At 65.4% G+C, this 26,968-nt stretch carries 28 protein-coding genes and 2 tRNA genes; 7 read left to right on the forward strand and 23 right to left on the reverse strand.

Features of this window, described 5'->3' with window-relative positions; genetic code table 11:
- Window positions 1-112: 112 nt before the first annotated feature.
- The gene (locus CCONF_RS09350; RefSeq protein WP_290223027.1) at window positions 113-535 is read left to right on the forward strand and encodes a hypothetical protein; all 423 of its coding nucleotides are present in this window, start codon (window positions 113-115) and stop codon (window positions 533-535) included.
- Window positions 536-579: 44 nt separating this feature from the next.
- Complete coding sequence (locus CCONF_RS09355; RefSeq protein WP_070769676.1) at window positions 580-954, forward strand: DUF3817 domain-containing protein; 375 nt, start codon at window positions 580-582, stop codon at window positions 952-954.
- A 9-nt stretch (window positions 955-963) separates the two neighbouring features.
- Here CCONF_RS09355 and rdgB read toward each other — a convergent pair whose 3' ends face one another.
- From rdgB to clpS, 8 genes are all read right to left on the reverse strand, one after another.
- Window positions 964-1,569 carry an RdgB/HAM1 family non-canonical purine NTP pyrophosphatase gene (rdgB, locus tag CCONF_RS09360; RefSeq protein WP_290223038.1) on the reverse strand — a complete coding sequence of 202 codons (606 nt, stop codon included), beginning with the start codon at window positions 1,567-1,569 and terminating at the stop codon, window positions 964-966.
- On the reverse strand, window positions 1,569-2,300 hold the full coding sequence (gene rph, locus CCONF_RS09365) for a ribonuclease PH (protein WP_290223047.1): 732 nt from the start codon (window positions 2,298-2,300) through the stop codon (window positions 1,569-1,571). The genes rdgB and rph overlap by 1 nt, the downstream gene beginning before the upstream one ends.
- 28 nt (window positions 2,301-2,328) lie before the next feature.
- Window positions 2,329-3,099, reverse strand: coding sequence for an MBL fold metallo-hydrolase (locus CCONF_RS09370; RefSeq protein WP_290223055.1), 771 nt, complete (start codon window positions 3,097-3,099; stop codon window positions 2,329-2,331).
- Between the two features lie 62 nt (window positions 3,100-3,161).
- Window positions 3,162-3,992 carry a glutamate racemase gene (gene murI, locus CCONF_RS09375; protein ID WP_070769680.1) on the reverse strand — a complete coding sequence of 277 codons (831 nt, stop codon included), beginning with the start codon at window positions 3,990-3,992 and terminating at the stop codon, window positions 3,162-3,164.
- A 6-nt stretch (window positions 3,993-3,998) separates the two neighbouring features.
- Window positions 3,999-4,631 carry a rhomboid family intramembrane serine protease gene (locus tag CCONF_RS09380; protein ID WP_290226376.1) on the reverse strand — a complete coding sequence of 211 codons (633 nt, stop codon included), beginning with the start codon at window positions 4,629-4,631 and terminating at the stop codon, window positions 3,999-4,001.
- Window positions 4,632-4,758: 127 nt separating this feature from the next.
- On the reverse strand, window positions 4,759-5,697 hold the full coding sequence (locus CCONF_RS09385) for a P1 family peptidase (protein ID WP_290223071.1): 939 nt from the start codon (window positions 5,695-5,697) through the stop codon (window positions 4,759-4,761).
- Complete coding sequence (locus tag CCONF_RS09390) at window positions 5,697-6,236, reverse strand: DUF2017 domain-containing protein (RefSeq protein ID WP_070769683.1); 540 nt, start codon at window positions 6,234-6,236, stop codon at window positions 5,697-5,699. The genes CCONF_RS09385 and CCONF_RS09390 overlap by 1 nt, the downstream gene beginning before the upstream one ends.
- Window positions 6,237-6,256: 20 nt before the next feature.
- A complete protein-coding gene (gene clpS, locus CCONF_RS09395) occupies window positions 6,257-6,556 on the reverse strand; it encodes an ATP-dependent Clp protease adapter ClpS (protein WP_290226377.1) in 300 nt (99 codons plus the stop codon).
- 179 nt (window positions 6,557-6,735) lie between these two features.
- Between clpS and CCONF_RS09400 the strand changes: the two genes are divergently transcribed.
- Genes CCONF_RS09400 through CCONF_RS09410 form a run of 3 tightly spaced genes read left to right on the forward strand, consistent with a single transcriptional unit; the run spans window position 6,736 to window position 10,730 of the window.
- On the forward strand, window positions 6,736-7,302 hold the full coding sequence (locus tag CCONF_RS09400) for a CAP domain-containing protein (RefSeq protein WP_290223083.1): 567 nt from the start codon (window positions 6,736-6,738) through the stop codon (window positions 7,300-7,302).
- Window positions 7,303-7,340: 38 nt separating this feature from the next.
- The gene (locus CCONF_RS09405) at window positions 7,341-8,681 is read left to right on the forward strand and encodes a nicotinate phosphoribosyltransferase (RefSeq protein ID WP_290223085.1); all 1,341 of its coding nucleotides are present in this window, start codon (window positions 7,341-7,343) and stop codon (window positions 8,679-8,681) included.
- Between the two features lie 18 nt (window positions 8,682-8,699).
- Window positions 8,700-10,730, forward strand: coding sequence for an ATP-dependent DNA helicase (locus CCONF_RS09410; protein ID WP_435384075.1), 2,031 nt, complete (start codon window positions 8,700-8,702; stop codon window positions 10,728-10,730).
- A 37-nt stretch (window positions 10,731-10,767) separates the two neighbouring features.
- Here the strand turns inward: CCONF_RS09410 and CCONF_RS09415 are convergent, their stop codons facing one another.
- The 4 genes from CCONF_RS09415 to nrdF all read right to left on the reverse strand — a co-directional run bounded on the left by CCONF_RS09415 (window position 10,768) and on the right by nrdF (window position 15,904).
- Window positions 10,768-11,520 (reverse strand): peptidyl-tRNA hydrolase, encoded by a 753-nt coding sequence (locus CCONF_RS09415; RefSeq protein WP_290223087.1) that lies wholly within the window; start codon window positions 11,518-11,520, stop codon window positions 10,768-10,770.
- Window positions 11,521-11,523: 3 nt separating this feature from the next.
- Window positions 11,524-12,702, reverse strand: coding sequence for a phosphoserine phosphatase SerB (serB, locus tag CCONF_RS09420; protein ID WP_290223089.1), 1,179 nt, complete (start codon window positions 12,700-12,702; stop codon window positions 11,524-11,526).
- 165 nt (window positions 12,703-12,867) lie between these two features.
- The gene (ctaD, locus tag CCONF_RS09425) at window positions 12,868-14,565 is read right to left on the reverse strand and encodes an aa3-type cytochrome oxidase subunit I (RefSeq protein WP_290223091.1); all 1,698 of its coding nucleotides are present in this window, start codon (window positions 14,563-14,565) and stop codon (window positions 12,868-12,870) included.
- A 349-nt stretch (window positions 14,566-14,914) separates the two neighbouring features.
- A complete protein-coding gene (gene nrdF, locus CCONF_RS09430; RefSeq protein ID WP_290223094.1) occupies window positions 14,915-15,904 on the reverse strand; it encodes a class 1b ribonucleoside-diphosphate reductase subunit beta in 990 nt (329 codons plus the stop codon).
- Window positions 15,905-16,196: 292 nt separating this feature from the next.
- Here nrdF and CCONF_RS09435 point away from each other — a divergent pair, with 292 nt between their 5' ends.
- Window positions 16,197-16,916 (forward strand): FadR/GntR family transcriptional regulator, encoded by a 720-nt coding sequence (locus tag CCONF_RS09435; RefSeq protein WP_290223096.1) that lies wholly within the window; start codon window positions 16,197-16,199, stop codon window positions 16,914-16,916.
- 96 nt (window positions 16,917-17,012) lie between these two features.
- Here the strand turns inward: CCONF_RS09435 and nrdE are convergent, their stop codons facing one another.
- From nrdE to CCONF_RS09460, 5 genes are all read right to left on the reverse strand, one after another.
- Window positions 17,013-19,175 carry a class 1b ribonucleoside-diphosphate reductase subunit alpha gene (nrdE, locus tag CCONF_RS09440; RefSeq protein WP_290223099.1) on the reverse strand — a complete coding sequence of 721 codons (2,163 nt, stop codon included), beginning with the start codon at window positions 19,173-19,175 and terminating at the stop codon, window positions 17,013-17,015.
- Window positions 19,176-19,352: 177 nt separating this feature from the next.
- Window positions 19,353-19,790, reverse strand: coding sequence for a class Ib ribonucleoside-diphosphate reductase assembly flavoprotein NrdI (nrdI, locus tag CCONF_RS09445; protein ID WP_290223102.1), 438 nt, complete (start codon window positions 19,788-19,790; stop codon window positions 19,353-19,355).
- A gap of 19 nt (window positions 19,791-19,809) precedes the next feature.
- Window positions 19,810-20,049 carry a glutaredoxin-like protein NrdH gene (nrdH, locus tag CCONF_RS09450; protein ID WP_290223104.1) on the reverse strand — a complete coding sequence of 80 codons (240 nt, stop codon included), beginning with the start codon at window positions 20,047-20,049 and terminating at the stop codon, window positions 19,810-19,812.
- 396 nt (window positions 20,050-20,445) lie between these two features.
- Window positions 20,446-20,568, reverse strand: a complete 123-nt coding sequence (gene ykgO, locus CCONF_RS09455; RefSeq protein WP_003847162.1) for a type B 50S ribosomal protein L36 — start codon at window positions 20,566-20,568, stop codon at window positions 20,446-20,448.
- 122 nt (window positions 20,569-20,690) lie between these two features.
- On the reverse strand, window positions 20,691-22,028 hold the full coding sequence (locus CCONF_RS09460) for a sugar porter family MFS transporter (RefSeq protein WP_290223106.1): 1,338 nt from the start codon (window positions 22,026-22,028) through the stop codon (window positions 20,691-20,693).
- Window positions 22,029-22,054: 26 nt separating this feature from the next.
- Here CCONF_RS09460 and nadE point away from each other — a divergent pair, with 26 nt between their 5' ends.
- Entirely contained in the window at window positions 22,055-22,879 is an 825-nt protein-coding gene (gene nadE / locus CCONF_RS09465; protein WP_290223110.1) for an NAD(+) synthase, read from the forward strand.
- Between the two features lie 18 nt (window positions 22,880-22,897).
- On the opposite strand, the gene CCONF_RS09470 is transcribed toward nadE, so the two are convergent.
- From CCONF_RS09470 to pgm, 6 genes are all read right to left on the reverse strand, one after another.
- On the reverse strand, window positions 22,898-23,614 hold the full coding sequence (locus CCONF_RS09470; RefSeq protein WP_290223112.1) for a fructosamine kinase family protein: 717 nt from the start codon (window positions 23,612-23,614) through the stop codon (window positions 22,898-22,900).
- A 97-nt stretch (window positions 23,615-23,711) separates the two neighbouring features.
- A tRNA-Ala gene (locus CCONF_RS09475) sits at window positions 23,712-23,787 on the reverse strand.
- 38 nt (window positions 23,788-23,825) lie between these two features.
- Window positions 23,826-23,898: transfer RNA gene (locus tag CCONF_RS09480), tRNA-Ala, on the reverse strand.
- Window positions 23,899-24,014: 116 nt separating this feature from the next.
- Window positions 24,015-24,785: a thioredoxin domain-containing protein gene (locus CCONF_RS09485; RefSeq protein WP_290223114.1), complete on the reverse strand. Its 771-nt coding sequence runs from the start codon at window positions 24,783-24,785 to the stop codon at window positions 24,015-24,017.
- Window positions 24,786-24,855: 70 nt separating this feature from the next.
- Complete coding sequence (locus CCONF_RS09490) at window positions 24,856-25,317, reverse strand: MauE/DoxX family redox-associated membrane protein (RefSeq protein WP_290223116.1); 462 nt, start codon at window positions 25,315-25,317, stop codon at window positions 24,856-24,858.
- An 18-nt stretch (window positions 25,318-25,335) separates the two neighbouring features.
- Window positions 25,336-26,958 carry a phosphoglucomutase (alpha-D-glucose-1,6-bisphosphate-dependent) gene (gene pgm / locus CCONF_RS09495; protein WP_290223118.1) on the reverse strand — a complete coding sequence of 541 codons (1,623 nt, stop codon included), beginning with the start codon at window positions 26,956-26,958 and terminating at the stop codon, window positions 25,336-25,338.
- Between the last annotated feature and the right edge of the window lie 10 nt (window positions 26,959-26,968).

A 26,968-nucleotide genomic window follows, 5' to 3' on the forward strand; every position in this document is an offset into this window, starting at 1 on the left:
GCAATGCGAATGATACTACCGGATTGATTCCGGCGAGTTCTAATCGGGTCGGCGGGCGCTTTCGCTCACTAATGACTTTGGCGCGCCGCGGCCAGTGGGTAGGCTAGGACTCGTGAGCACGCAAGAGTCCGGCAAGCGCCAGAGGATCCGAGTGCGGTGGTGGCATATTGTCCTCATCGCCGTGCTCGTGGTCGCCTTTTTCGCGCTCGCCTACTGGCAGTGGACCCGCTTCCAGTCCGGTTCCGGCACCTTCCAGAACCTGGGTTACGCCCTCCAGTGGCCGCTGTTCGCGGCGTTCGTCATCTACGCCTACCGGACCGCGCTGCGCAGCGAGAACGAGCGGATCGCCGCCGAAAACGAGGCGGAGGACCTCGACGGGTTCGCCTACGAGGCCCCAGAGGTCACCAAGACCAAGCCGACCACCATCGACGAGGATTTCCTCCCCCGCCGGCCCCAGCTCGACGTCGAGGAGTTCAACGCGCTCAACCGCCCGCGCCGCGGACACCACGAGGTCAACCCCGACCTCGACCGCTAAGCCCTGTCCGGCACGACAATTGAAAGCTAAGCTAGATTACCGCTATGACTTCTGAGAATACTTCTGCTTCCACCGCGCCGAAGCGCATCCACCCGGCCCGCCAGGCCCGCGTGCGCACCGCGCTGACCCTGTTCACCGTCGCCGCGACGGTGACCGGTATCTTCCTGCTGGTGCTGACCACGCGCATGGTGCTGGAATACATCGTCGGCATGGACATGCCCGAGTGGGCCACCCACATCGCCCAGATCCACGGCGCCTTCTACGTTTTGTACCTGCTGTCCATCCTGAACCTGGCGCCGAAGGCCCTGTGGCCGCCGATGAAGTGGTTCACCACGGCCCTGGCCGGCACCATCCCGTTCTTCTCTTTCTACATGGAGGTCAAGCGCCGCCGCGAGGTGCAGCGCGACTTCCAGCTCTAGCTCTTCGCGCTAGTTTTTCTGCAACGCCGCCACTACCGGAACCAGCTGCCGCAGCGCCTGGCCCCGGTGGGAGACGGCGTTTTTCTCTTCCGGGGACATCTCCGCCGCGGAGCGCTCCTCGCCGTCCGGCTGGAAGAGCGGGTCGTAGCCGAAGCCGCCCTCCCCGCGCGGGGCAGTCAGCACGCGCCCGGACCAACGGCCTTCCACCACGTGTTCCTGGCCGGCCGGGGTGACCAGCGCGCACACGGAGACGAACGCCGCGGTACGGCGCTCTTCCGGCAGGTGGGCCAGCTGCCCGAGCAAGAGCTCGTTGTTGGCAGCGTCGTCGCCGTGGCGGCCGGACCAGCGCGCCGAGAGCACGCCGGGCATGCCGTTGAGCTCGTCGACGGCCAAGCCGGAGTCGTCTGCCACGCACGGCAGCCCGGTGGCCTGCGCGCCCGCGCGGGCCTTGATCAGCGCGTTGTCGGCGCAGGTGCGCCCGTCCTCGACCGGCTCCGGGTAGGACTGTGCCTCACTGAGCGGGACCAGCTCCACGCCCGCGATGCCGGCCTCGGCCAGGATGGTGTGCAGTTCCTTCAGCTTCTTGGGGTTATTCGAGGCGACCAGCAGCTGCATTAGTCCCACCCCAGGGCGGCGCGCTGCGCGGCGATGAGCTCGGCGCAGCCCTTCTGGGCCACGTCGAGCATCTGGTTCAGCTCGTCGCGGCCGAACAGCCCGTGCTCACCGGTGCCCTGAATTTCCACGAAGTCGCCGCTTTCCTGCATGACCACGTTGAGGTCGACCTCGGCGCGGGAGTCTTCCTCGTACGGCAGGTCGAGGCACACCTGGCCGTCAATGATGCCGACGGAGACCGCCGCGATGGGGTCCAGCAGCGGCTCGCCCGGCACGGCGCCGCGCTCCTTGAGGGCAGCCACGGCATCGGCCAGCGCGACGTAGGCGCCGGTGATCGAGGCGGTGCGGGTGCCGCCGTCGGCCTGCAGGACGTCGCAGTCGAGCTGGATGGTGTTCTCCCCCAGCTCGCTCAAATCCACCGCGGCGCGCAGCGAGCGCCCTACCAGGCGGGAGATCTCGTGCGTGCGGCCCTTGACCTTGCCCTTCATGGACTCGCGCGGCATGCGCTCGTGGGTGGCGGACGGCAGCATGGCGTACTCGGCCGTCAGCCAGCCCTCGCCGGAATCCCGCTTGAAGCGGGGCACGCCCGTTTCCACCGAGGCGGTACACATCACGCGGGTATTGCCGAATTCGACCAACACCGAGCCCGCCGGGTTGGTGGTGAAGTTGCGGGTAATTCGCACGGTGCGCAGCTCGTCGAGGCCGCGGCCGTCTGCTCGTTGAAAATCAGTCATGCTCCCCAGGCTACCCGCCGGGCCCGGGCTAGAGTTCGAATACCATCCCGGGCTCGCCGAGGACCAGTTCGCCGTCGAATTCGGCGCGGGCGGCCGCCACGGTCGCGGCGGCGTCGCCCCAGGGCTGCAGGTGCACCAGCACGAGGGTGCGCACGCCCGCCAGCTGCGCCAGGCGGCCGGCCTCCGCGCCGGACATGTGCATATTTTCCGCCTTGCCCTCGGAGCTAGCTCCCCAGGCGGCCTCTGCTAACAAGACGTCCGCGTCCTGCGCCAGCGGCACCAGCTTGGCATCAAAGGCGGTGTCCGCGGTATACGCGATGATTTTGCCGGTCTCGGTGTGCCGCAAGCGCAGGCCGTAGGTCTCGACCGGGTGGATGGTGCGGTACGGGGTGATGGCGACGTCGTCGACGCGCTGCTCCACCCCGTCCTCCCAGGGGCTGAACGCGAAGGTATCCGACATATCGTCCACGCCGTCCGGCTGGCCGTCGGAGGACAGGCGCCCCAGGTGCAACGGCGCGTAGCTGGGGCCGAAGCAGAAGTTGCGGCCCTTGGCCGGCGCATAAGGGTGGAAGCGGCGCCAAACCATCAGGGAGGGAAAGTCCATGCAGTGGTCGGCGTGGAGGTGGGTGAGCGCCACGTGGGCGTCACAGGGATCCTGGACGTCCTGCAAAGCGGCCAGCGTACCGGGGCCCAAGTCCATGACGATGGACGGCGCATCCGGGAAAGACACGAGGTAGCCGGAGGCCGGATTCCCGGAAGTGGGCACGCTTCCGGAGCATCCCAAGATGGTCAACTTCATGCATTCATGGTGTCACGAATGGGCCCACAGTGGGGCGATTTGTGGCCATTTCGGGGAGAAAATCAACCCGAGTGGGAAATGTGGTTGAATTCACCGACCCCCGGCCCCAGGAAGCGGGAGGCGAGGTTTTCAAAGATCTCCATGTCGCCGGTGGACTCGAACACGCGCGTGGCCGGGTTGTCCACGGGCGCGAGCAGGTCGCGCTCGGTAAGCACCTTGAGAACGTCCTTGGCGGTCTCCTCCGCGGAGCTAACCAGCGTGACCTCGTCTCCCACGGCCAGTTGGATAACCCCCGAAAGGTGCGGGTAGTGCGTGCAGCCGAGTACCAAGGTGTCGACGCCGGCGGCCTGCATGGGTTCCAGGTAACCCTCGGCAATGCCCAGGATCTGGCGGCCCGAGGTAATCCCGCGCTCCACAAACGGCACGAAGTCGGGGCAGGCCACGGCGGTGGCCTGCACGTCCGGGTGCACGGCGAAAAGGTCCTGGTAGACGCCGGATTTGATGGTCCCCTCGGTGCCGATGACGCCGATCTTGTGGTTGCGGGTGGTGGCGATGGCACGGCGCACGGCCGGGCGGATGACCTCCACGACCGGCACGTCGTAGCGCTCGCGGGCGTCGTGTAGGAAGGCGGCCGTGGCGGTATTGCAGGCCACCACGATCATCTTGCAGCCGCGGGCGACCAGCTCGTCGGCGATGTTGATGGACAGCGCGCGGACCTCCGCGATGGGGCGCGGGCCGTAGGGGCCGTGCAGCGTGTCGCCGATGTAGAGCAGCGACTCGTGCGGCAGCTGATCGATGATGGTGCGCGCGACCGTCAGGCCGCCCACCCCGGAATCAAAAATCCCGATGGGGGCGGTCGGTCCGGGCTGCGGTTTATCAGCTAGTTCAGTCACGCCGAACTATTTTACGCTGCGGCGCATAATCTGCTTCGACGTGTCGTCGGAGGTGATAGTCATACCGGCCACGATGCCGCCGATGGCCCCGAACAGGTGGCCTTGCCAGGACACGCCCTCGTAGATGGGCAACACGCCCCAGACCAGGCCGGAGTAGGCAACGCCCAGGACCACGCCGAGGACGATCTGGATGAGCGAGCGGTTGAAGATACCGCGGACCAGCAGGTAGGCCAGCCAGCCGTAGACCAGGCTGGAGGCGCCGATGTGGTTGGTGCCGGGCCCGCCCAGCAGCCACGTGCCGAGTCCGCCGATGAGCACCACCAGTAGGGTGACCTCCCACCAGGCTTTCCGCCCGGAAAGGCCGATGAGGAAGCAGAACACGGCCCCGGGCAGCGAGTTGCCCATGAGGTGCTCCCAGTCGTCGTGCAGCAGCGGGGCGGTGACGATGCCCCAGATGCCGTTGAAGTCCAGCGGGTGGATGCCGTAGTAGCTCAATTGCCCGCCGAAGATGACGTAGTTGATGATGTGGATGCCCCAGAGCACCACCAAGTAGCCAATGGCGAAGACCAGGCCGGTGCGCAAGCGCCCGGCGCGCGTGTAATTCACCGAGTCGCCCCGGTTGGTCTGGGGCTTGCGCATGCCAGCGCCGCCGGCCGGCTGGAGGGGTCCGCCCGTGGGTCCGAAATTCGCCGGGCCGGTCTGCCCCCGGCTACGGTCCGGCCGGGACGAATACGGTCCAGTGGAATATGTCATAGTGCACTTCAGCTTAGCGCAGCAGGGAAGAATACGCGGGGTAGCCGAAGCCGTCGCTGGCCGCGCAGACGGCAGAGACGATGGCGGCTTCGACGGCGGCGGCAGCCAGCGCCGTCAGCCGGGCCAGGACCCCGTCCCCCACCAGCACGGATGCGGCCGGGGCCTGCCCCGACCCCGCGGTGGAGACGCCGAACAAGGTGTCCCCGTCCAGCGGCGAGTGGGCCGGGCGCACCGCGCGGGCGATGCCGTCGTGGCCGGCCAGGGCCAGCCGCTTGGCCTGTGCCTTGAAAAGCGGCGCGTTGGTGTAGACCACCCCGATGGTGGTGTTCAGGCCGGCGGCTGGGTCGGGCAGTTTGGCGAAGGCCGCGCTGTCGATGCCGGGGCTGCCCGGCGCGCCGAACAGGAGCCCGGTGTCCGCGTCGACTACCTGGCCGACCGGGTTGGCCGCCACGATGGCGCCGACGTGATAGCCGGTATCTGCCGACTCCAGCTGCGCCCGGCCCAACCCGCCGCGCAGCTTACCGGCGGTGGCGCCGCAGCCGGCTCCGACGCTGCCCTGGGCCGGATCGTCTCCGGCCAGGGCGGCGCGGATGGCCGCGGCCCCGTCGTCGGCAGTGGGCAGCGTCGGGCCCACTGCCAGATCGAAGATGACGGCCGCCGGCACGATGGGCACGCGCGGGCCGGGCTTGTCCTCGCCGAAGACGGCGAATCCCAGCCCCTCCTGCGCCAGCTGCCGCATGGCCCCGTCCGCGGCCGCCAGGCCGAAGGCGGAACCACCCGCCAGCACGATGGCGTGGACCCGCTGGACGGTGTTGTGCGGGGCCAAAAGGTCGGTCTCCCGCGTGCCCGGGCCGCCGCCGCGCACGTCGACGCCGGCCACTGCCCCGGCGGGCCCGAAATAGACCGCGGTGACCCCGGTATCCCCGCGACTGACGTGGCCGACGCTGAGCATTAGGACATCAGCGCCCGCAGCAGTGAGTCCTGGTTGAATGCCAGCCACTCGACGAGCGCGTCGCGGTCCGTGACCGCGGCATCCGGGCCGCTGAAATCCCCCGCGGCCACGAACAGGCGCAAATCGTTGAGCCCGGCGACGAACTGGTGGGCCTCTTCCTCCGTAATGCTCAGCTCCACGGAGCCAGTCGGCCCCAGCGCGGAGTTGATGGCCTGCAGGTTAGCCAGCTTGGCGCGGGCGATGTCGTTTTCGTGCAGGCTGCGCATCAGGGAGGCGTCGCCGTCGAATTCCTCGTCGCCGTCGGCCATGAAATCCGGGAACAGGCGCGCCAGGGACGGATCCTCCGGGGCGTCTTTGTGGCCGGAGGGCATGTCCATCATCTCCGCCAGCTCGTCCTTCGGCGCGGACTGCGCGCGCTGGATGATGGCCTCGGCCACCGTCGAGGTCAGGTTGCCTAAGACCTCGCGCTCCATGGGGTCCAGGACGGCGTGAAAGCGCACCGGGCGCATTAGCGATTTCTTCTTCTTCCACTCTTGCATGGGGTTTTCTTCTCCGCCTCCTAGCCGGCCTGCTGCATGGTGGCCCACAGGCCCGCGATCTGCAGCTTCTTGACGTCGGCTTCGATCTTGTCGCGCTCACCGGAGGACACGGCCGCCTTGCCCTCGGTGTGTACCTGCATCATCAACTCGTTAGCCCGCTTCTTGTCGTAGCCCAGCACGGTCTGGAAGACGTAGGAGACGTAGCTCATCAGGTTGACTGGGTCGTCCCAGACGATGCACATCCAGGGCAGGTTTTCGCTGGTGGCCACGTCCACCTTGAGGTCCTCGTCCAGTTCCGGGGTAGCCATGGGCGACCCCATGTAAATGGGGGAAATTCTGGCAGTCATACCTAATAGCCTAACCAATTTCACTAGTGCACAAGGTGCCTGGCAGGTAACCTGTGCCTCAACGAGTCTTGTAACGTACTTCATCCCCACTGAAATCACTGTGCTTGCGGCCGATCGCGCCTGCGCGGACCGAGCCGGATAGAAAGGACAGCATGTCACAGCCTCCTCTGCTCACGCGGTTGATTAACGAAGTTCGCGCCGGCCGCTTCCCAGCCGATCTGCCCGGCGTGGCCCGCGCGGTGATCACCCTCGCCGCGACCGTCGGCGTGGCCATCGCCTCCTTGGTCTCCAGCCCCGACGGGGCGGGCTCCTCCGAATTTCCCGGCAACAGATCCTCCACCTCCCAGCCCGAGCCGGCGTCCCCGGAGGAACAAATCCGGCTGACCGAGTTGGAGCAGGAGGTGGGCACCACCCTGAACCAGTGGCGCCTCGACAACGGGCTGCCGCCGGGGCTGCCATGGCCGGATCGCCAGGGCTCGGCCCAGGAGCAGGCCCGCCAGAACGCGGCCGCCGGGAAGGAATCCCGCTCGCCCGAGAACATCTCGCAGCTGCAGGTCAACCTGCCGGTCGAGGGGGCCACCGGCTACGCGGTCGTGGAGAAGCTGCGCGCCTCCCGCCCGCACCTCGAGGTGATCTTGAACCCGGCCAATACCTTCCAGGCGGTCGCCGCGGAGATCGGCCACGGACGCGTCTGGGTCGTCATCCAATTTGAACAATAAACACCCCCGTCACACGCCTGTGACGTACACTTCAGGCTGTGAACGATAGCTCGAATACCACCGCCTCCACTGCCTTACTCACCGACATGTACGAGCTGACCATGCTCGAGGCAGCCCTGCGAGACGGCAGCGCCCACCGCCAAGTCACCTGCGAAGTTTTCTCCCGACGGCTGCCGAACGAACGCCGCTACGGCGTCGTCGCCGGCACGCCGCGGGTCATCGCGGCCATCCAGAACTTCCGCTTCACCGAACAGCAGCTGGCCCACCTCGACTTCCTCGACGAGGACACCAAGGACTACCTGCGCAACTACCGCTTCAGCGGCCAGGTGGACGGCTACCGCGAGGGCGAGCTCTACTTCCCCAACTCGCCGCTGCTGACCGTGCGCGGCACCTTCGCCGAGTGCATCGTGCTGGAGACCGTCATCCTGTCCATTATGAACGCCGACTCCGCGGTCGCCTCCGCGGCCGCCCGCATGGTCACCGCCGCGGACGGACGCCCCATCCTGGAGATGGGCGCGCGCCGCACGCACGAATACGCCGCGGTCACCGCCGCCCGCGCGGCCTACTTGGCCGGCTTCGTCGCCACCTCCAACCTAGAGGCCGGCTTCCGCTACGACATCCCGGTCTCCGGCACGGCCGCGCACGCGTGGACGCTGGCACACGTCAACGAGGACGGCAGCGCCAACGAGAAGGCCGCCTTCGCCACCCAGATCGACGTCCTGGGCGCGGGCACGACCCTGCTGATCGACACCTACGACATCACGCAGGGGGTTATCAACGCCGTGGAGGTCGCGGGTAAGGAACTCGGCGGCGTGCGCATCGACTCCGGTGACTTGGGCGCGGTCACCCGCCGGGTCCGCAGGCAGCTCGACGATCTGGGCAATGCCGAGACCAAGATCGTGGTCTCGTCCGACCTGGACGAGTTCGCCATCGCCGGCCTGCGCGGCGATCCGGTGGACGTCTACGGCGTGGGCACCTCCGTGGTCACCGGCTCGGGCGCCCCGACGGCTGGCCTGGTCTACAAGGTCGTGGAGGTCGACGGGCACCCGGTGGCCAAGCGTTCGTCCTCCAAGGAATCCATTGGCGGTGCCAAGCAGGCGCTGCGCACCTACCGCTCCACCGGCGTGGCGGTCGAGGAGGTCGTCTTCCCCTATACGGACACCACCGCCCCGGACGTCGGCGGGCTGGAGACCCAGCAGCTGACCATCCCGCTGATGCGCGACGGCCAGGCCGTCGACGATATCCCGGACTTGGACACCTCCCGCGCCCACCTGGCCGCGGCCATCGGCACGCTGCCCTGGGAGGGCCTGGCCCTGTCCCGCGGCGAGCCGGCCGTACCTACCCGGGCGGTCGGGTTGCTGCCGCCGCACCAGTCCTAGCCCGGTAGACTAATCGGGGTGACAAACGCCCCGCACGACCCAGCAGACCCCGCCGACCCCGACAGCGAGGCTTATCGCGAGCCGCTCAACCACTCCACGGAGGAGCTGCTGTCCTCGGCTGTCGAAGCCCTGGGCGGCGCGCGGCGCGACGGGCAGATCCGTATGGCCGACGCGGTGACTAAGGCCCTGGATAGCCAGCGCCACCTCGCCGTGCAGGCCGGCACCGGCACGGGCAAGTCCCTGGCCTACCTGGTGCCCGCCATTCGGCACGCGCACAACACCGGCTCCACCGTGGTGGTCTCCACCGCGACGCTGGCCCTGCAGCGTCAGCTGGTCCAGCGCGACCTGCCGCGCCTAGTCGAGGCGCTCGAGCCCATCATGGAGCGCAAGCCCACCTTCGCCATCATGAAGGGCCGCTCGAACTACCTGTGCCTCAACAAGGTAGCACGGGCCGAATCCCTGGCCGAGGCGGAATCCGGGCTCTTCGAGGAAGCCGAAACCACGGGGCTAGGCGCCCAGGTCGCCCGCCTCTACGACTGGGCGGATGAGACCGACACCGGCGACCGCGAGGACTTAGACCGCGGGGTCAGCGACCTCGCCTGGCGGCAAGTCTCGGTCACCTCGAACGAGTGCCTGGGCGCTACCCGCTGCCCGCACGGGGCCGACTGTTTCGCGGAGTCCGCCCGGCAGGCGGCCGCCCAGGTCGACATCGTGGTCACGAACCACGCGCTGCTGGCTATCGATGCCGTCTCCCAGGCCACCATCCTGCCCGAGCATTCCGCGGTCATCATCGACGAGGCCCACGAGCTCGACGGCCGGATCACCTCCGTGTCCACGGCGGAGCTGACCGCGCGCGGCCTCAAGATGGCGGCCAACCGCGTTAAGGCGCTGGGCGCCAACGGCAAGGAGACCCGCCTGAGCGAGCAGGCCGACGAGTTCAATCTCCTCCTGGATGAGTACTCCCCGGGCCGCTGGGTGGACCTGCCGGACGAGGCCAAGTCCCAACTGTCTTCCCTGGCGGATACGGTCGAAGACATCAAGTCCGCCATCGGTCGTGCCCCCGACAACGAGCAGGCCCAGGACCCGGAGAAATACGCCGAGCGCCAGAACCTGACCAACCACCTGGGCTCGATTGTGGAGACCGTCGCGCGGCTGCTCGACGTCTTCGCGACCGGGGACCCGGCCGCGCACGAGGACGTCGTCTGGCTGGACCGGGACAGCCGCAACGGGGCGAACACCCTGGCGGTGGCGCCGCTGTCCATCTCGGAGATGCTCCACGACAACCTCTTTGCCGAACAAACCGTCGTGCTCACCTCGGCGACGCTGACCTTGGGCGGGCGCTTCGACGCGATGGCCGCCCAGTGGGGCCTGCCGCAGGGCACCTGGGACTCGCTGGACGTCGGCACTCCCTTCGACCCGGCCAAGTCCGGGATCTTGTACACCGCCGCAGGCCTGCCCCAGCCCGGCCGCGACGGCCTATCCCCGGCAACGCTCGACGAGCTGCAGCAGCTTATCACCGCCGCCGGCGGACGCACCTTGGGTTTGTTTTCTTCCCGCCGGGCCGCCGAGCAGGCCGCCGAGGAGCTGCGCCCGAAGCTGCCCTTCGAGATCTTCCTCCAGGGCGAGGATTCCATCGGCGCGCTGGTGGATAAGTTCAGCAAGCAGGAAAATTCCTGCCTGTTTGGCACGCTGACGCTCTGGCAGGGCGTGGACGTGCCCGGCCCGGCGTGCTCGCTTGTGACCATCGACCGCATCCCGTTCCCGCGACCCGACAACCCCCTGATGCAGGCGCGCACAGAGGCTGCCAAGGCCGCCGGCCGCAACGGCTTCATGGAGGTCTCGGCCACCCACGCCGCCCTCCTCATGGCGCAGGGCGCCGGCCGCCTGCTGCGCGCAACCAGCGACCGGGGCGTCGTCGCGGTACTGGACCCCCGCCTGGAGACCAAGCGCTACGGCGGCTTCCTGCGCGCCTCGATGCCGCCGTTTTGGTCCACCACGCGCCTGGAAACGGTGCTAGGCGCGCTTCGGCGCCTCGTTGAGAGCCGCTAAAGGCGGGCCCGGCCTCTCCCATAGCCGACCCGGACTGTTAGACGCTTAGAAGGTGCGGCAGGGCGCACACCGTCACCGAATCCGGGGCGATCTCGGTGAACCCGGCATCGACGACCACTACCGCCCCGGGCTCTGCTTCCGCCCGCTCGAAGGTGGCGTGGTCGACCTCGCGCACGCTTAGGGCGAACCCGGCCTGCTTCCACTCCCACGCCGCCTGAACGTTCAGGCTGGCGGCCAGCAGCATGGAGCCGTGCCCGACCTGGGCCGCGGCCTTGCCCGCGCTCATGCCGAGCGAGCCGTCCACGTAGATGACCGGTGCGTTCGCAGCCGGCACGCCCGGCTGGTCGGCGGGCAGGTCCGTGTGGCCGATCTGCAGCTTGCTAATGAGCGGATCCACCCCGTTGACCGCCGAGGGAACGAATGCACGCGCCACGTCGACCGTCACCCCGGGCAGCGCCTGGACGTCGTTCCAGGCCTTGTTACGGCTGCGGCGGGCCACCTTGCGGATACGGTGGCCGTACCAGCGCTCCAGAGCCGCGGCGAAGGCCGTATCGCCGCCGGCGCGCTCGTCCAGGCACACCGCGACCACAGCCCGGGCGGCCGCTTCCAGCACGCGGTGGCGGGCCGGGGTGTCCTGCTTGGGCAGGTTCAGCGCGATCTGCATGGCCTGGACGGTCTCCGGCTGATTGGGGTCTTCCCTATCGCAGTGCCAGTCGCGCGAACTGCAGGATTCCTGGAGCCGCTGGTGGGCGGTGCGGAAAGAGGCATCGATAGCCTGCTCGGGGCCCATGGCCTAGTCCTCCTCAATCTCAGCGGAGGGGATGCCCAGCAGCTGCAGGACCTCGTCCAGGTACGGATGGTTGACCTGCGCGTCGGCCACCTCCTTGAGCGCCGACTTGGCATTAAAGGCAATCCCCAGGCCCGCCGCGCTCAGCATATCGATGTCGTTGGCGCCGTCGCCCACCGCGACGGTCTGCGACATGGGCACGCTACAGTCCGCGGCGAATTCGCGCAGGTATTCCGCCTTCGCCGCGCGGTCGACGATCTTCCCGGTGACCTCGCCGGTCAGCTTCCCGTCGCTAATGGCCAGGGTGTTGGCCCGCACGTAGTCCAGGTTAAGCTCGCGGGCCAGCGGCTGGAGGACCTCCAGGAAGCCGCCGGAGACCACCGCGACCTTGAAGCCCAGGCGCTTGAGAGTAGCCACCGTGGTGCGCGCGCCTGGGGTGAGCTCGATATCAGCCGCGACCTCCGCCAGTACCGACTCGTCCAGCCCGCCCAGGGCCTTGACGCGTTCGCGCAGGGACTCCGCGAAGTCGAGCTCGCCGCGCATGGCGCGCTCGGTGACCGCGGCAACCTCCGCCTCGCGGCCGGCACGGGCGGCGAGCATCTCGATGACCTCGCCGGTAATCAGGGTCGAATCGCAGTCGAAGCAGACCAGGCGCTTGGCGCGGCGGTGCAGGCCGGCCTCCTCGATAGCCAGGTCCACCCCCAAGCGCCCGGCCAGCTCAGCGAGTCGGGCCCGCAAACCGGCGGCATCGCCCGCCACGGTCACGGACAGCTCCAGACCGGTCAGCGGCTGCCGGGACAGACCCCGGATGCGGTCGATGTTGGCGTCGAAGTTGGCCAGCTCCTGCGCCAGCGCCGCCATCTGTTCTGCGGTCACCGTCGCCCCCATGATGACCACCACGTGGCTAGAGCGCGGCCGCGGGGAGCGATCCGTGCCCACCTCGACGGTGACGGTGTGCTGGTAGATGCTCAGCGTATTGCGCAGCCCGGCCTCCGCCTTCTCGACGAGCGCGGGGTCGAGGCGCCCGTAGGCTGCCAGGATGATGCGCCCGGAGAAGATAGCTTGCTCCACGTCCACCAGTTCCACCCCAACGGCCGCCAGCACGCGGAAGAAGGCAGCCGATACCCCGGGCTTGTCCGGCCCCGAGGTCGTAATCACTACGTCCTTTAAAGCTTGATTATCCACAGCCTTTATCCTGCCACAGCAGGATGCGGCCGCGGTCACAGCCCCAGGGCCGCCCCCATTGACCCGGCCCTGGATCGCCAAAAGCCACCTTCTTCGGCCCCGGTAAGTACCGGGACCAGAAGGTGGCTTTGTTGGCAGGAGGGTTCAGCGCCTCGTTGACACTAGTTAGTGTCCAGCACCGATGTGCGCCTCGGAGCGCATGCGCTCAACCATGTGCGGGTAGTGCAACTCGAACGCCGGACGCTCGGAGCGGATACGCGGCAGCGAGTTGAAGTTGTGGCGCGGCGGCGGGCAGGTGGTGGCCCACTCGAGGGAGTTGCCGTAGCCCCACGGATCATCGACGGTGACGATCTCGCCGTAGCGCCAAGACTTGAACACGTTCCAAATCAGCGGGATGACGGAAGCACCCAGCACGAAGGAGAAGATGGTCGAAATCTGGTTGTAGATGGTGAAGCCATCGGACTCCAGGTAGTCGGCGTAACGACGCGGCATGCCCATGTTGCCAACCCAGTGCTGGACCAGGAAGGTGCCGTGGAAGCCGATGAAGGTCAGCCAGAAGTGAATCTTGCCCAGACGCTCATCCAGCATGCGGCCCGTCATCTTCGGGAACCAGAAGTACAGACCCGCGAAGGCGGAGAAGACCACGGTACCGAACAGGGTGTAGTGGAAGTGAGCAATCAGGAAGTAGGACTCAGCCAGGTGGAAGTCCAGTGCCGGGGAGGCCAGCATAACGCCGGTCATACCGCCGAAGAGGAAGGTGGCCATGAAGCCCATGGCGAAGATCATCGGGGTATCCCAGGTGATGTGGCCTTTCCACAGGGTGCCGACCCAGTTGAAGAACTTCATACCGGTCGGGACCGCAATCAGGAACGTCATGAACGAGAAGAACGGCAACAGGACCGCGCCGGTGACGAACATGTGGTGAGCCCAGACGGCCATCGACAGCGCACCGATGGACAGGGTGGCGAAGACGAGGCCGACGTAGCCGAAGACCGGCTTGCGGGCGAAGACCGGGACGACCTCGGAGACGATGCCGAAGAACGGCAGGGCCAGAACGTAGACCTCCGGGTGACCGAAGAACCAGAACAGGTGCTGCCACAGGATGGCGCCACCGTTAGCGGAATCGTAGATGTGGCCGCCCAGCTTGCGGTCGTAGAGAACGCCCAGTGCCGCAGCCAGCAGCAGCGGGAAGATCATCAGGGCCACCACGGAAGCGGTGAAGATGGTCCAGGTGAAGACCGGCATGCGGAACATGGTCATGCCCGGCGCACGCAGGGTCAGCACGGTGGTGACCATGTTGATGGCGGAAGCAACGGTGCCGACACCGGTGGCGCCAACGCCGACGATCCACATGTCAGCGCCAATGCCCGGGGTGTGGACGGAGTCCGCCAGCGGCAGGTACATGGTCCAGCCGAAGTCGGCAGCACCACCCGGGGTCAGGAAGCCTGCCAGCATCACGACACCACCGATGGTGGTGATCCAGAAGCCGAAGGCGTTCAGACGCGGGAAGGCCACATCCGGCGCACCGATCTGCAGGGGCAGGACGTAGTTAGCAAAACCCCAGACAACCGGGGTTGCGAACAGCAGCAGCATCACAGTGCCGTGCATGGTGAACAGCTGGTTGAACTGCTCGTTGGACAGGAACTGCAGACCCGGCGTGAACAGCTCAGCGCGGATCAGCAGTGCCATCAGGCCACCAAGGAAGAAGAAGCTGAACGACATGATCAGGTACATGATGCCCAGCTGCTTGTGGTCAGTGGTGGTCAACATCATCCAGGCCTTGGAGCCGGTCTTAGCGTGCCCCGTCGGCTCTGGACGTGAAGGCTGGACGTAATCGTCCAACCGTGGCGCCACAGCGGTCATTTATATCCTCCTGACTAGCAAGCGCTTGCCAGCTTTATGCCATACAAGCGCTTAAAAGTTTTACACCACCTAATCCTAGGCCAACTCCGCCCCACTTTGCCAGCCGTTTCTAAGACTCGAATTCGCAGCTGAGTGGCCTGGTGTGACTCGTGTGGCGGCATTGTCGCAGCAAATTGGGCCTAGATTTTCGCCAACCCAGAACCCGCACGTAAGCGAACGTGGTGTAGCCCACAATATTCCCCGCGCTAGCTCCGCTTCGCCGCCGGTACAGAGACGAAAATACACCCCCGTGATACGTCATCCTTTCGGTTGACGTCTCGGCCGGGGGTGTCGGGATCTGAGGAGCTTCTTAGAATTCCCAGTCGTCGTCGGTGGTCTCCTCTGCCTTGCCGATGACATAGGAGGAGCCGGAGCCGGAGAAGAAGTCGTGGTTCTCGTCCGCGTTCGGCGACAGCGAGGACAGGATGGATGGCGAGACGCGGGTCTCGTCCGCTGGGAAGAGGCCCTCGTAGCCCAGGTTGTTGAGGGCCTTGTTGGCGTTGTAGCGCAGGAAGCGCTTGACGTCTTCGGTCCAGCCCAGCTCGTCGTAGAGATCCTCGGTGTAGTCGATCTCGTTGTCGTAGAGATCGTAGAGCAGGTCGAAGGTGTATTCCTTCAGCTCCTGCTGCTTGGCCTCGTCCAGCTTGCACACGCCCTGCTGGTACTTGTAGCCGATGTAGTAGCCGTGGACGGCCTCGTCGCGGATGATCAGCCGGATGATATCAGCGGTGTTCGTCAGCTTGGCGCGGGATGAGAAGTACATCGGCAGGTAGAAGCCGGAGTAGAACAGGAAGGACTCCAACAGCGTGGAGGCGACCTTCTTCTTCAGCGGATCGTCGCCCTCGTAGTAGGACATGACGATCTTGGCCTTCTTCTGGAGGTTCTCGTTTTCCTCGGACCAGCGGAAGGCGTCGTTAATCATCGGGGTAGACGCCAGCGTCATAAAGATATTGGAGTAGGACTTAGCGTGCACCGATTCCATGAAGGCGATGTTGGTGTAGACCGCTTCCTCGTGCAGCGTGACCGCGTCATCCAGCAGGCTGACCGCGCCGACGGTGCCCTGGATGGTATCCAGCAGCGTCAGGCCGGTAAAGACCCGCATGGTGGTCTCCTGCTCCTTTTCCGTGAGCGTCTTCCAGCTCGGGATGTCGTTGGAGACCGGGATCTTTTCCGGCAACCAGAAATTACCCGTCAGTCGGTCCCAGACCTCGAGGTCCTTTTCGTCCGGAATGGTGTTCCAGTTGATTGCCTTAACCGGCTGGTCATGGCCGGAAACATACGCATCGTACTCGTGAGACAACGCAGGTGACCTACCTTCATCGATCGGGGGGTATTACAACCCACCACAATACCCGAGGAAGCGCCGGCGAGTCCCCGATGGTCGCCCTAACCTAGGCCGCGGCCGGTTACCCCTACTCAATAACGATCCGGTGTAGTCTTCCAAAAAGTGTTAACAACTCCTTATAGCCAGCGATAACATCCACGTAAGCGCCTACTGCCGGGCCCATAACCGCCAGGGACCTACCAGGTCATTGCACCCGCGTCCCCACTATCCGACCACTGACCCAGTCCACGCGCGAGGATTCCAGATTTTGCTTGCCCCCACCTCCCAGCACCCCACTCCCCTGCTGAGCTCCGTCCTCAACCAGCTCGGATCCGAAATCGTTCACGGGACCATCGCCACCGGCCAGACCTTCACCCTGCTGGATATCTGCGCCCGCTTCGATATCTCGCGGACCGTCGCCCGGGAGGCAATGCGCGCGCTGGAACAGCTCGGACTGGTAGCCTCCTCCCGGCGCGTAGGGATTACGGTCCTTCCCATGACCGAATGGGTGGTCTACGACCAAGCGGTGATCAACTGGCGGCTCCAGTCCGAGCGGACGCGCAGCGATCAGTTGGGTTCGCTGAACGAACTGCGGCTGGCCATCGAGCCCATCGCCGCGCGCTTGGCCGCGCAGCGCGCCTCCGCCGAGGAATGCGCCGAGCTCCTCGCGCTAGCCATCCGGCTATCCGAGCTGGAGACCTCCCCGTCCTCGCGCGTCGGCGAGGAGCTGTCCACCGACCTGCGCTTCCACACCATGATTCTCCACGCCTCCGGTAACGAAATGTTCGCCGCGCTGGCCCCCTCCCTGCTATCCATCTTCAAGGGCAAATCCGTCTTCGGCTCCCCCAAGCGCGACCCGGTCGCCGGCACCACGCGGCTCCACCATGAACTCGCCGCCGCCATCCGGGACCGCGATCCGGACCGCGCCGAGCACCTCTCGCGCATCATCCTGGACGAAAACTGGTCCAGCCCCCATCGCGACTGGTAATTACTGCATAAGCAGATAAGTTAAGAAAACGAAAGGCCCGAGGGAATCAGAACGATTTCCTCGGGCCTTTAACTACCGGCGTACAGCGTTAGCTGCTTAGAGCATGCAGGACACGCAGCCTTCGACCTCGGTGCCTTCCAGCGCCATCTGGCGCAGGCGGATGTAGTACAGGGTCTTAATGCCCTTGCGCCAGGCGTAGATCTGGGCCTTGTTGATGTCACGGGTGGTGACCGTGTCCTTGAAGAACAAGGTCAGCGACAGACCCTGGTCCACGTACTTCGTGGCGACAGCGTAGGTGTCGATGATCTTCTCGTAGCCAATCTCGTAGGAGTCCTTGAAGTACTCCAGATTGTCGTTATCCATGTGCGGGGCCGGGTAGTACACGCGGCCAATCTTGCCTTCCTTGCGGATCTCAATCTTGGAGGCAATCGGGTGGATGGACGACGTCGAGTTGTTGATGTAGGAGATGGACCCCGTCGGCGGCACGGCCTGCAGGTTCCGGTTGTACAGGCCGTCGCGGGCGACGTCCTGCTTAAGCTGCTCCCACTCCTCGGCGGACGGGGTGTGGATGGTCGAGTTGGCGAAAAGCTCCTTGACGCGCTCGGTCTGCGGCTGGAATTCCGCCGGGTCGTAGCGGTCGAAGAACTCGCCGGTCGCGTACTCGGACTGCGGGAACTCCGCGAAGGCCTCACCGCGCTCCTGCGCGATCTTCAGGGAGGCACGCAGGGAGGCGTACAGCACCGCCGCGAAGTAGGCGTTAGTGAAGTCCAGGGCCTCCTCGGAGCCGTATTCGATGTGCTCGCGGCCCAGGAAGCCGTGCAGGTTCATCTGGCCCAGGCCGATGGCGTGGGACTGATCGTTGCCCTGGCGCACGGACGGGACGGAATCGATAGCCGTCATGTCCGCGACCGCGGTCAAGCCGCGGATGGCGGTCTCGACGGTCTGGGCGAAGTTGTCGGAGTCCATCGTCATGGCGATGTTCAGCGAACCCAGGTTGCATGAGATGTCGTTGCCCAGGGTGCGGTAGCTCAGGTCCGCGTCGAACTCCGACGGGGAGTTGACCTGCAGGATCTCCGAGCACAGGTTGGACATGTTGATCCGGCCGGTCTTGACCGGGTTAGCCCGGTTCACGGTGTCCTCGAACATGATGTACGGGTAGCCGGACTCGAACTGGATCTCCGCGATGGTCTGGAAGAAGTGGCGGGCGTTGATCTTCTTCTTCCGGATGCGCGGATCCTCGACCATTTCCTCGTAGTGCTCGGTCACGGAGATGTCCCCGAAGGCCTTGCCGTAGACGCGCTCCACGTCGTACGGCGAGAAGAGGTACATGTCGTCGTTGCGCTTGGCCAGCTCGAAGGTGATATCCGGGATGACCACGCCGAGCGAGAGGGTCTTGATGCGGATCTTCTCGTCCGCGTTTTCGCGCTTGGTGTCCAGGAAGTTCAGGATGTCCGGGTGGTGGGCGTTCAGGTAGACCGCGCCGGCGCCCTGGCGGGCACCCAGCTGGTTGGCGTAGGAGAACGAGTCCTCCAGCAGCTTCATGACCGGGATGACGCCGGAAGACTGGTTCTCAATGTGCTTAATCGGCGCGCCGGACTCGCGGATATTCGACAGCAACAGGGCCACGCCGCCACCGCGCTTGGACAGCTGCAGGGCCGAGTTAATGGAACGCCCGATGGACTCCATGTTGTCCTCGATACGCAGCAGGAAGCAGGAGACCAGCTCGCCGCGCTGGGCCTTGCCGGCGTTCAGGAAGGTCGGGGTGGCCGGCTGGAAGCGGCCGGTCATGATCTCGTCGACAATCTTGCCGGCGAAGTCGACGTCGCCGTCGGCCAAAAACAGGGCGGTCATGGCCACGCGGTCCTCGAAGCGCTCGAGGTAGCGACGGCCGTCGAAGGTCTTCAGCGTGTAGCTGGTGTAGTACTTGTACGCACCCAGGAAGGACTTGAAACGGAACTTGAAAGCGTAGGCCCGCTTGAACAGGTCCTTGATGTCGGAAAACTCGTACTTCGCGATGACCGCCGGGTCGTAGTACTGGTTGTCGACCAGGTAACCGATCTTTTCTTCCAGGTCGTGGAAGTAGACCGTGTTCTGGTTGACGTGCTGCAAGAAGAACTGGTTAGCAGCCTCACGGTCCTGGTGGAACTGAATCTTGCCGTCTTCGTCGTACAGGTTCAACAGCGCGTTCAACGCGTGATAGTCGAGCTTTTCCTCCGGCTTAACCGGCTCTGCCACAGTCTTTCCCAACTGATTATCCACGGCTGCACTCAGGCCTTTCATCTACTACGGAAGCGCCGGATCACGAAGACGGTTGGCCAGCCGTGTCCCGCAGGATGAGACGCGACTGCTAACCGCCCAAGTTAGCCAACGCGATATTTCATGTTTTTAAGTCTATCTGTCCGGCCGCTTCCCCGCGGCCGGCGTTGTAAAGTTGCGCTACGCGCTCAGCGGGGGCTCGAGGCCTAGCTGCTGCGCGTTCGCTATCAAACCGCTGCGGCAGATCTCGACGTCGTCGGAGTTGCCAAGTAGTTCGAAGCGGTAGACGTACGGCACCTTGCACTTGGCGGAGATGACGTCCCCCGCCTTCCCGAAGTCGGTGCCAAAGTTGCTATTGCCTCCCGCAATAACCGCACGGATGAGGCTCCGGTTGTGTTCATCGTTAAGGAAACGGATGACCTGCCGGGGAACCGGGCGGGAGTTTTGGTGATTGATGGACGCTCCCCCACCGTATGTCGGGCAGACCAGAACGTAGGGTTCGTTGACAGTCAGCGGCTCATCATTGAGACGCAGGGGAATACGCGCATTGGGGAAGTCCAGCTTCTCCACGAAGCGGCGCGTATTTTCCGTTGCGGAAGAAAAATACACGACCAACATGGATATCTTCGACTCCTAGTTACGCAGACGCCGCCAGGGTGGCCAGCTCCTTGATGCGGTCCGGACGGAAGCCGGACCAGTGCTCACCGTTAGCCTCCACGACAGGAGCGGAGACGTAACCCAGGGCCATGACGTAGTCGCGGGCCTCGTCGTCCAAGGAGATATCGACGGACTCGTAGTCCAGGCCGGCACGGTCCAGCGCCTTCTTGGTGGCGTTGCACTGCATGCAGGCGGGCTTGGTGTAGAGCTTGATAGACATGGTGGCAGGTTCCTTAATCCGTTTCGGGGAGGCAGATTACTTCTTCTCCGGCCGGTCTTAGAGCACCTCCTGCACTCTTCGACGCCCGCGCTTGAAGTGGCGCCTAGGCCGCCGGAGCAACACCGACAACACTATACTTTGGGGCAAAAGCCCGCAACAGACACTATATATTGTGCTCTGACGCGGGATATCCGCAGGACACCCGAAGCTCAAGCCCCACATCTAGGCCGACACTCACCAACGACGTAACTACACCGTTGGCATTTCCGCAGGACGAGTCGAGCTATTGTGACATATTTCACTTACATCCGTGTAATTACCCCGTAACGCAGAAAGCCGCTCCCCGTATTGCACTGGTGGTGCGACGGGGAGCGGCTTTCGCGCGTCCGGTTCGGACTAGCCCTGGCGAGCCTTGAAACGCGGATCCTTCTTGTTGATCACGAAGACCTTGCCGTGGCGGCGGATAACCTGGGCGCCCGGCTTCTTCTTCAGCGACCGAAGCGACTTGCGGACCTTCATCGGGCGCTCCTTTCTGAATGCGCAATAAAAATGCGGTTGAATCTATAACAAAGAACGTGCTGAGCAACCTCAGCACTGACACGGGGAAACACTCTACCGTACGTTGCCCCAGACCCCAAAATTCACTCCTGGGGTTGGTAGCGTCGCCGCAGGTCCTGGGAGACCTCCTCGAGGCTGCGTCCCATAGTCTCCGGAACCAACACCCGGGTATAGGCGATGGCCACGATCCCCAGCCCGCCGAAGAGCGCGAAGGCCCACGGCCCGGTCAGCCACTCCACCAGCGGCAGGAAATACTGGGCGACGGCCCAGTTGGTCGCCCACAGGCTAAGCCCGGCGATGCCCATGCCGATGCCGCGGATGCCCACCGGCACCAGCTCCGAAATCAGCAGCCACGTTGTCGGCGAGACCGCCGCCTGCTGGAAGGCGATGAAGCTGGCCATCAGCAGTAGAGACAGGCTGGCGAAGGCCACCGAACCCTCCGCCCGCGAATACACGACGGCCAGGGCGAATAGGGAGACCACATTGCCGGTCAGGCCGATGAGCAACAGGCGCTTGCGGCCTACCCGGTCGACCACCTTGAGGCCGACCCAGCACGCGATAACGGAGACCGCGCCGATGACCATGGAGGTATAGACCGAGTTCTGGGTGGAAATCCCCACCTGGTTCATCATCGTCGGCGCGAAATAAACAATCGCGTTCACGCCGGTAATCTGCTGGGTCAAGCCCATAAGCATGGCCAGCAGGACGGTCACCTGCAGCCAACGCGCGGACTTCAGCCGTGAAAACTCGCTGCCGTCAACCTGGTTGTGCTGGCTGTCGGCGACCTCGTCCAGCTCCAGCCCGACCCGGCTGGCCACCCGGCGGGCCTGCTCCGTGCGCCCGCGGGCCACCAGCCAGACGGGAGTGTCCGGTAGGAACCACATGCCGACCGCCAGCGCCGCGCCCGGGAAGGCCGCGGCCGCCAGCATCAGGTGCCAGCTGCCCAGCCCCGCCAGGGCGGAGTTGACCAGGTAGGCCAGCAGCTGCCCCACCACGATCATCAAGGTATTGAGCGAGACCAGCTTGCCGCGCACGGCCGTGGGCACCATCTCCGAGATATACATGGGCGAGACGATGGAGACCGCGCCGACCGCCAGGCCCAGGAAGGCCCGCGCGGCCGCCAGCATCATCACCGAGCCGGACAGCGCGCACCAGATAGAACCCACCACGAAGACGACACCGCCCAGGATGAGTGTCCGCCGCCGCCCCAGGGACTCCGCCACGCGGCCGGCGCTGAGGGCACCGATAGCGGCGCCGATGAGCAGCGCCGAAGTCACCCAGCCCTCCTCGTGCGCGCTCATCCCGAACTCGGGGGAAATAAACAGCAACGCACCGCTCATCACGCCGGTGTCGTAGCCGAAGAGCAAACCACCCAGCGCGGCTACCGCCGCCACCGTTTTAATATAAGAACTTTGTTTCACGTCCCATATTGTCGCACTCCACTACGATGAAGCACATGTCACCAGATCCGAACTCCACCCAGTCCGAAATCATAAAAGCCCTGCACACCCGCCCCTTAATCGATCCAGCAAAAGAGGTCGAACGGCGCGTCGACTTCCTGGTTAATTACCTGGAGACGACCGGCGCGGCCGGCTATGTCCTCGGCATTTCGGGCGGCCAGGACTCCACCCTGGCCGGTCGGCTAGCCCAGCTGGCCTGCGAGCAGGTCGATGGCGCGGCCTTCTGGGCCGTGCGCCTACCCCACGGCCAGCAGGCCGACGAGGACGACGCCCAGGTGGCCCTGGACTTCATCGAGCCCGACCACCGCTTGGACCTAGACATCGCCCCGGCTACCGATACCCTGTCCGCCGCCGCGGCCGATTCCTTGGGCCAGGACGCGCTCAGCGACTTCAACCGCGGCAACGTCAAGGCCCGCTTGCGCATGGTCGCCCAGTACGCCCTGGCCGGCGAGAAAAACCTTTTGGTAGTCGGCACCGACCACGCCGCGGAAAACGTCACCGGATTCTTTACCAAATGGGGCGACGGCGCCGCGGACCTCCTTCCGCTCGCCGGCCTTAACAAGCGGCAGGGCGCGCAACTGCTGGTACACCTCGGCGCGCCGCGCTCGACCTGGGCCAAGGTGCCCACCGCCGATCTGGAAGACAACAAGCCGGGACTGCCGGACGAGGAGGCACTCGGCGTCGCCTATTCCGACATCGACGACTACCTGGAGGGCAAGCCGGTGCCCTCCGCGGCCGCCGCCACCATCGAGCGCCTCTGGCGCGCCGGCGCGCACAAGCGCCAGATGCCGCAGGGCCCTAGCCCGCTCTAGCGCCTCCCCCCCGCGCGCCTAGTAGCGCTCAAGCACGCCGCGCGCGGCCGCTACCAGCGGACGCTGGTAGGCGCGTCCGTGGGTCATCGCGTGCACGGCCAACGGGTGCAGCTGGTGCAGGTCGAAGTCGACCTTCGGATCGCCGTACCCGGCCAGAACCTCGTCGAGGTACGGGGCACCGAAAAGCTCCAGCATCGCCAGATCCGTGTGTGGATGCCCGCCGTGGGCCGCCGGATCGATGACCACGGCGCCGCCCTCACTAAACAGCAGGTTGCCGGCCCACAGGTCGCCGTGGATGCGGGCGGGTTCGACGTCGAAGTCGGTCGCAGCGATAGCCTGGCAGGCCCGCTCGACCGTCTCCAGGTCCCCGGAGGAAAGGCCTGCCCCGCGAGCGAAGGGCAACACGCGCTGCTGGGCGTAGAAGGCCCCCCACGAATCGCTCGGGGTGCAGTCCTGTTCGACGCGGCCGATGAAGTTCTTACCCTCCCAGCCCGCGGGCGGGCAGCCAAAGGCCTCGGCCCCGGCGGCGTGGATCCGGCGCAGGCGTCGGCCGAATTCCCGCGCCGCCTCCGTCGTGGGGGCGGCCGGCTCGACCCGCTCGGTACGCAGGTAGCTCTGGCCTACCTCGACTACCTCCACGACGGCCTCCGGCACCGCCTGGTGCAGCCAGCGCAGGCCCGCGGCCTCCGCCCCGGCCTGGTCGGGTTGGGCAACGTCCTTGGTAAAAGTAGCCATCCCGCCATCCTAACCAATTCTCACCCCGGCGAACCGGGCGCGCGGGCGGGGACAGCAAAACCCGGGCCAGCTGAGCTGAACCCGGGTTTTAAAAAATTGGTGGAGCTAACGGGATTCGAACCCGTGACCCCCACACTGCCAGTGTGGTGCGCTACCAGCTGCGCCATAGCCCCCAAAGTACTGCGAAAGTACCAGGTATGAAGTTGTGGAGTGGAGCTAACGGGATTCGAACCCGTGACCCCCACACTGCCAGTGTGGTGCGCTACCAGCTGCGCCATAGCCCCGTATGCCGTGCACCTAGAAACCGTGCGGTATCTAGTGCGGCAACTCGTATTAATCTACACGCTGGCGAAGGCGCGAACCAAATCGCCAGCGTGAGCTAATTTTTCTCCGGCCGGCCCTACTTGGCTACCTGGTCGACCCAGGCGCCCAGATCGGAGGTCAGCTCCAGCTCTTCACCGTCGACGAAGATGCGCGGCGAGGAAACGGAACCGGTGTCCTTCTCCAGCTTGTGGTAGTTGGCGGCGGCGAATTCCTGGCCGGCGCTCAGATCCATGCCCTTGATCTTGTCCACGGCGTCGCCGGAGGCATCGAAAGCCTTGGCGGCGTCAGCCATTTCCTCAGCGCCCCACTGGCGGGCGACATCCTGCTGATCCTCGAGCAGGACCTTGCGCAGGTTCCAGTAGGCGTGGACGTCGCCGTCTTCCGCCAGGGCGCGGGCCGCGGTGGCCGCCTGGGTGGAATAGCCGTCAAGCTTTTCGGGATCGTCCTGGCCGTCCATGAAGTTCAGGGTATCGTCCTGGCCGTCCATGAAGTTCAGGGTGCGGATGTGGACCACCATCTTGCCGTCCTCGATGGCCTGGGCCATCTTTTCGTCGGAGGCGACGGCCAGCTCCGAGCAGTGCGAGCAGGAGAAGTCCTCATACAGCTCGACGACCGGGGCGTCGTCCTTGGTGTTGGCGGACTTGAGCACCACCGAGTTGTCCTCGTACTGCATGTCCATATTGACGTCGACGGCGCGGTCGGCCAGCTCGTCGGTCTTCGCGCTCTGGCCGTTCCAGATGATGTAGCCGATGACGACGGCGACGATGACCAGCAGGGCTACCAGGCCCCACAGGAACCCGGACTTGCCGCTGGCGTTCGGGTCCGTGACTTTCCGAGAATTACTCACTTACTCCACTCATCCTTTTCAGGGTTGTTTTGCGGTCTTTGCACCTGGAAATAGCCTACCCAAGCAGGCCTTAGGGGTAAATTGCGAACTTCTTGAACGGACGCACCCAGATCCAGACCATGAGCACGAGGAAGAAAAGATCGCGCCCCAGGGTCTTGACGTAGTCCATTACTTGGTCGGTGTTGGCCGGATCGACTTCAAAGCAGCCGCAGTCGATGTCCAGTCCGCGGGCCCAGGCCTGGCCGATGCCGATCATGAACAGCACCAGCACGATGATGCCCACCTTGACTGCCGGGCGCATAAACAGGCCCAGAAGCAGCAGGACGCCGCCGGCGATTTCCAGCGGACCGATGAGATAGGCCAGGTAGTGCGACCATTCCGGTGTGAAGATCTGATAGGCCTCGATGGTCTGGGTCATCGTGAAGTGCTTGTTGAGCTTCTCCACCCCTGCGGCGATCCAGATATAGGCCATGAAGAAGCGCGCGAAGGCGCTTATCAGGTCGAGAATCAGGCTTTTATCGAGTTTCTTCACGCTTGAACAGTTTACACACTACGTGGCGCTGCTCAATGCGTCCTTGACCACATTGACAGCCTCCTGCAGGACTTGTTCCAGGTGTTTTTCACCCAGGAAGGACTCCGCGTAGATCTTGTACTTGTCCTCAGTGCCCGACGGGCGCGCCGCGAACCAGGCATTATCCGTGACCACCTTGAGCCCGCCCAGGGCCGCGCCGTTGCCCGGAGCCTCGGTGAGCTTGGCACGGATCTCCTCCCCGGCCAGCTGCGTGGCCGCCACCGCGTCCGGGGCGAGCCCCTTGAGGACGGCCTTGGCCGCGCGGTCGGCGGGCTCGTCGATGCGCGCGTAGGCGGAGCTGCCCAGCTCCTCGGTCAGCTGCTGGTAGCGCTGGGACGGCGACTGTCCGGTGACCGCCTGAATCTCGGCGGCGAGCAAGTTCATGATGATGCCGTCCTTGTCGGTGGTCCAGGTACTGCCGTCGAAGCAGAGGAAGGCGGCACCGGCGGATTCCTCGCCGCCGAAGGCCAGGGAGGCGTCCTGCAGCCCCGACACGAACCACTTGAAGCCGACGGGGACCTCCACCAACTTCCGCTCCAGACGACCGGCGACCCGGTCGATGAGAGAGGAGGACACCACGGTCTTGCCGATCCCGGCGCCTGCCCAATCGGGGCGGTGGGAAAACAGGTAATCGACGGCGACTGCCAGGTAGTGGTTGGGGTTCATCAGCCCGGCGTCCGGGGTGACGATGCCGTGCCGGTCCGCGTCCGCGTCGTTGCCGGTGGCGATGTCGTAGGAGTCGCGGTTGGCAATCAGGGAGGCCATCGCCGCTGGGGAGGAGCAGTCCATGCGGATTTGGCCGTCCTTGTCTAGGGTCATGAAGCCGAAGGTGGCGTCCACGTGCGGGTTCACCACGGTCAGCTGCAGCCCGTAGCGGCGGGCGATTTCCGGCCAGTAGTCCACCGCCGCCCCGCCCATCGGGTCCGCGCCGATGCGCACGCCCGCCTTGGCGATGGCCCGCAGGTCCACTACCCGGTCGAGGTCGCCGACGTAAGCATCCAGGAAGTCGTAGGTCGCCAGGTTCGGATCCGTTACCCCGGCGACGTCGGCGCGCTCGACCCCCTCGAGGCCGGCGCGCAGGTAGCCGTTGGCACGCTCGGCGATCCAGTCGGTCGCCGCGGAGTCGGCCGGCCCACCGCTCGGCGGGTTGTACTTGAAGCCGCCGTCGCGCGGCGGGTTGTGGGACGGGGTTACCACGATGCCGTCGCTGCCCGGGTGGGCAACGATGGCCCGCGAGACCGCCGGGGTCGGGGTGTACCCGCCGCGGGCATCGACCCGCACGTCCACCCCGCGGGCAACGAGGACCTGCAGGGCCGAGACCATCGCCGGCTCGGACAGCGCGTGGGTGTCGCGCCCGATGAACAACGGGCCGGCGATGCCCTGCTCGGTGCGGTAGTCCACGATGGCCTGGGTGATGGCCCAGATATGCCATTCGTTAAACGCCGCGTCCAGGCTGCTACCGCGGTGGCCGGAGGTCCCGAAGACCACCTCTTGCCCCGGGGTGCGAACGTCGGGGCGGAGCGCATAATAGGAAGTCACCACGTGTGCGATGTCGTCGCGGTCTTCCGGGCGGGCCGGCTGTCCGGCGCGGGGGTGGGCCATGGCAGGTTCC

It is taken from the genome of Corynebacterium confusum, assembly GCF_030408715.1.
Taxonomy (GTDB): Bacteria; Actinomycetota; Actinomycetes; order Mycobacteriales; family Mycobacteriaceae; genus Corynebacterium; species Corynebacterium confusum.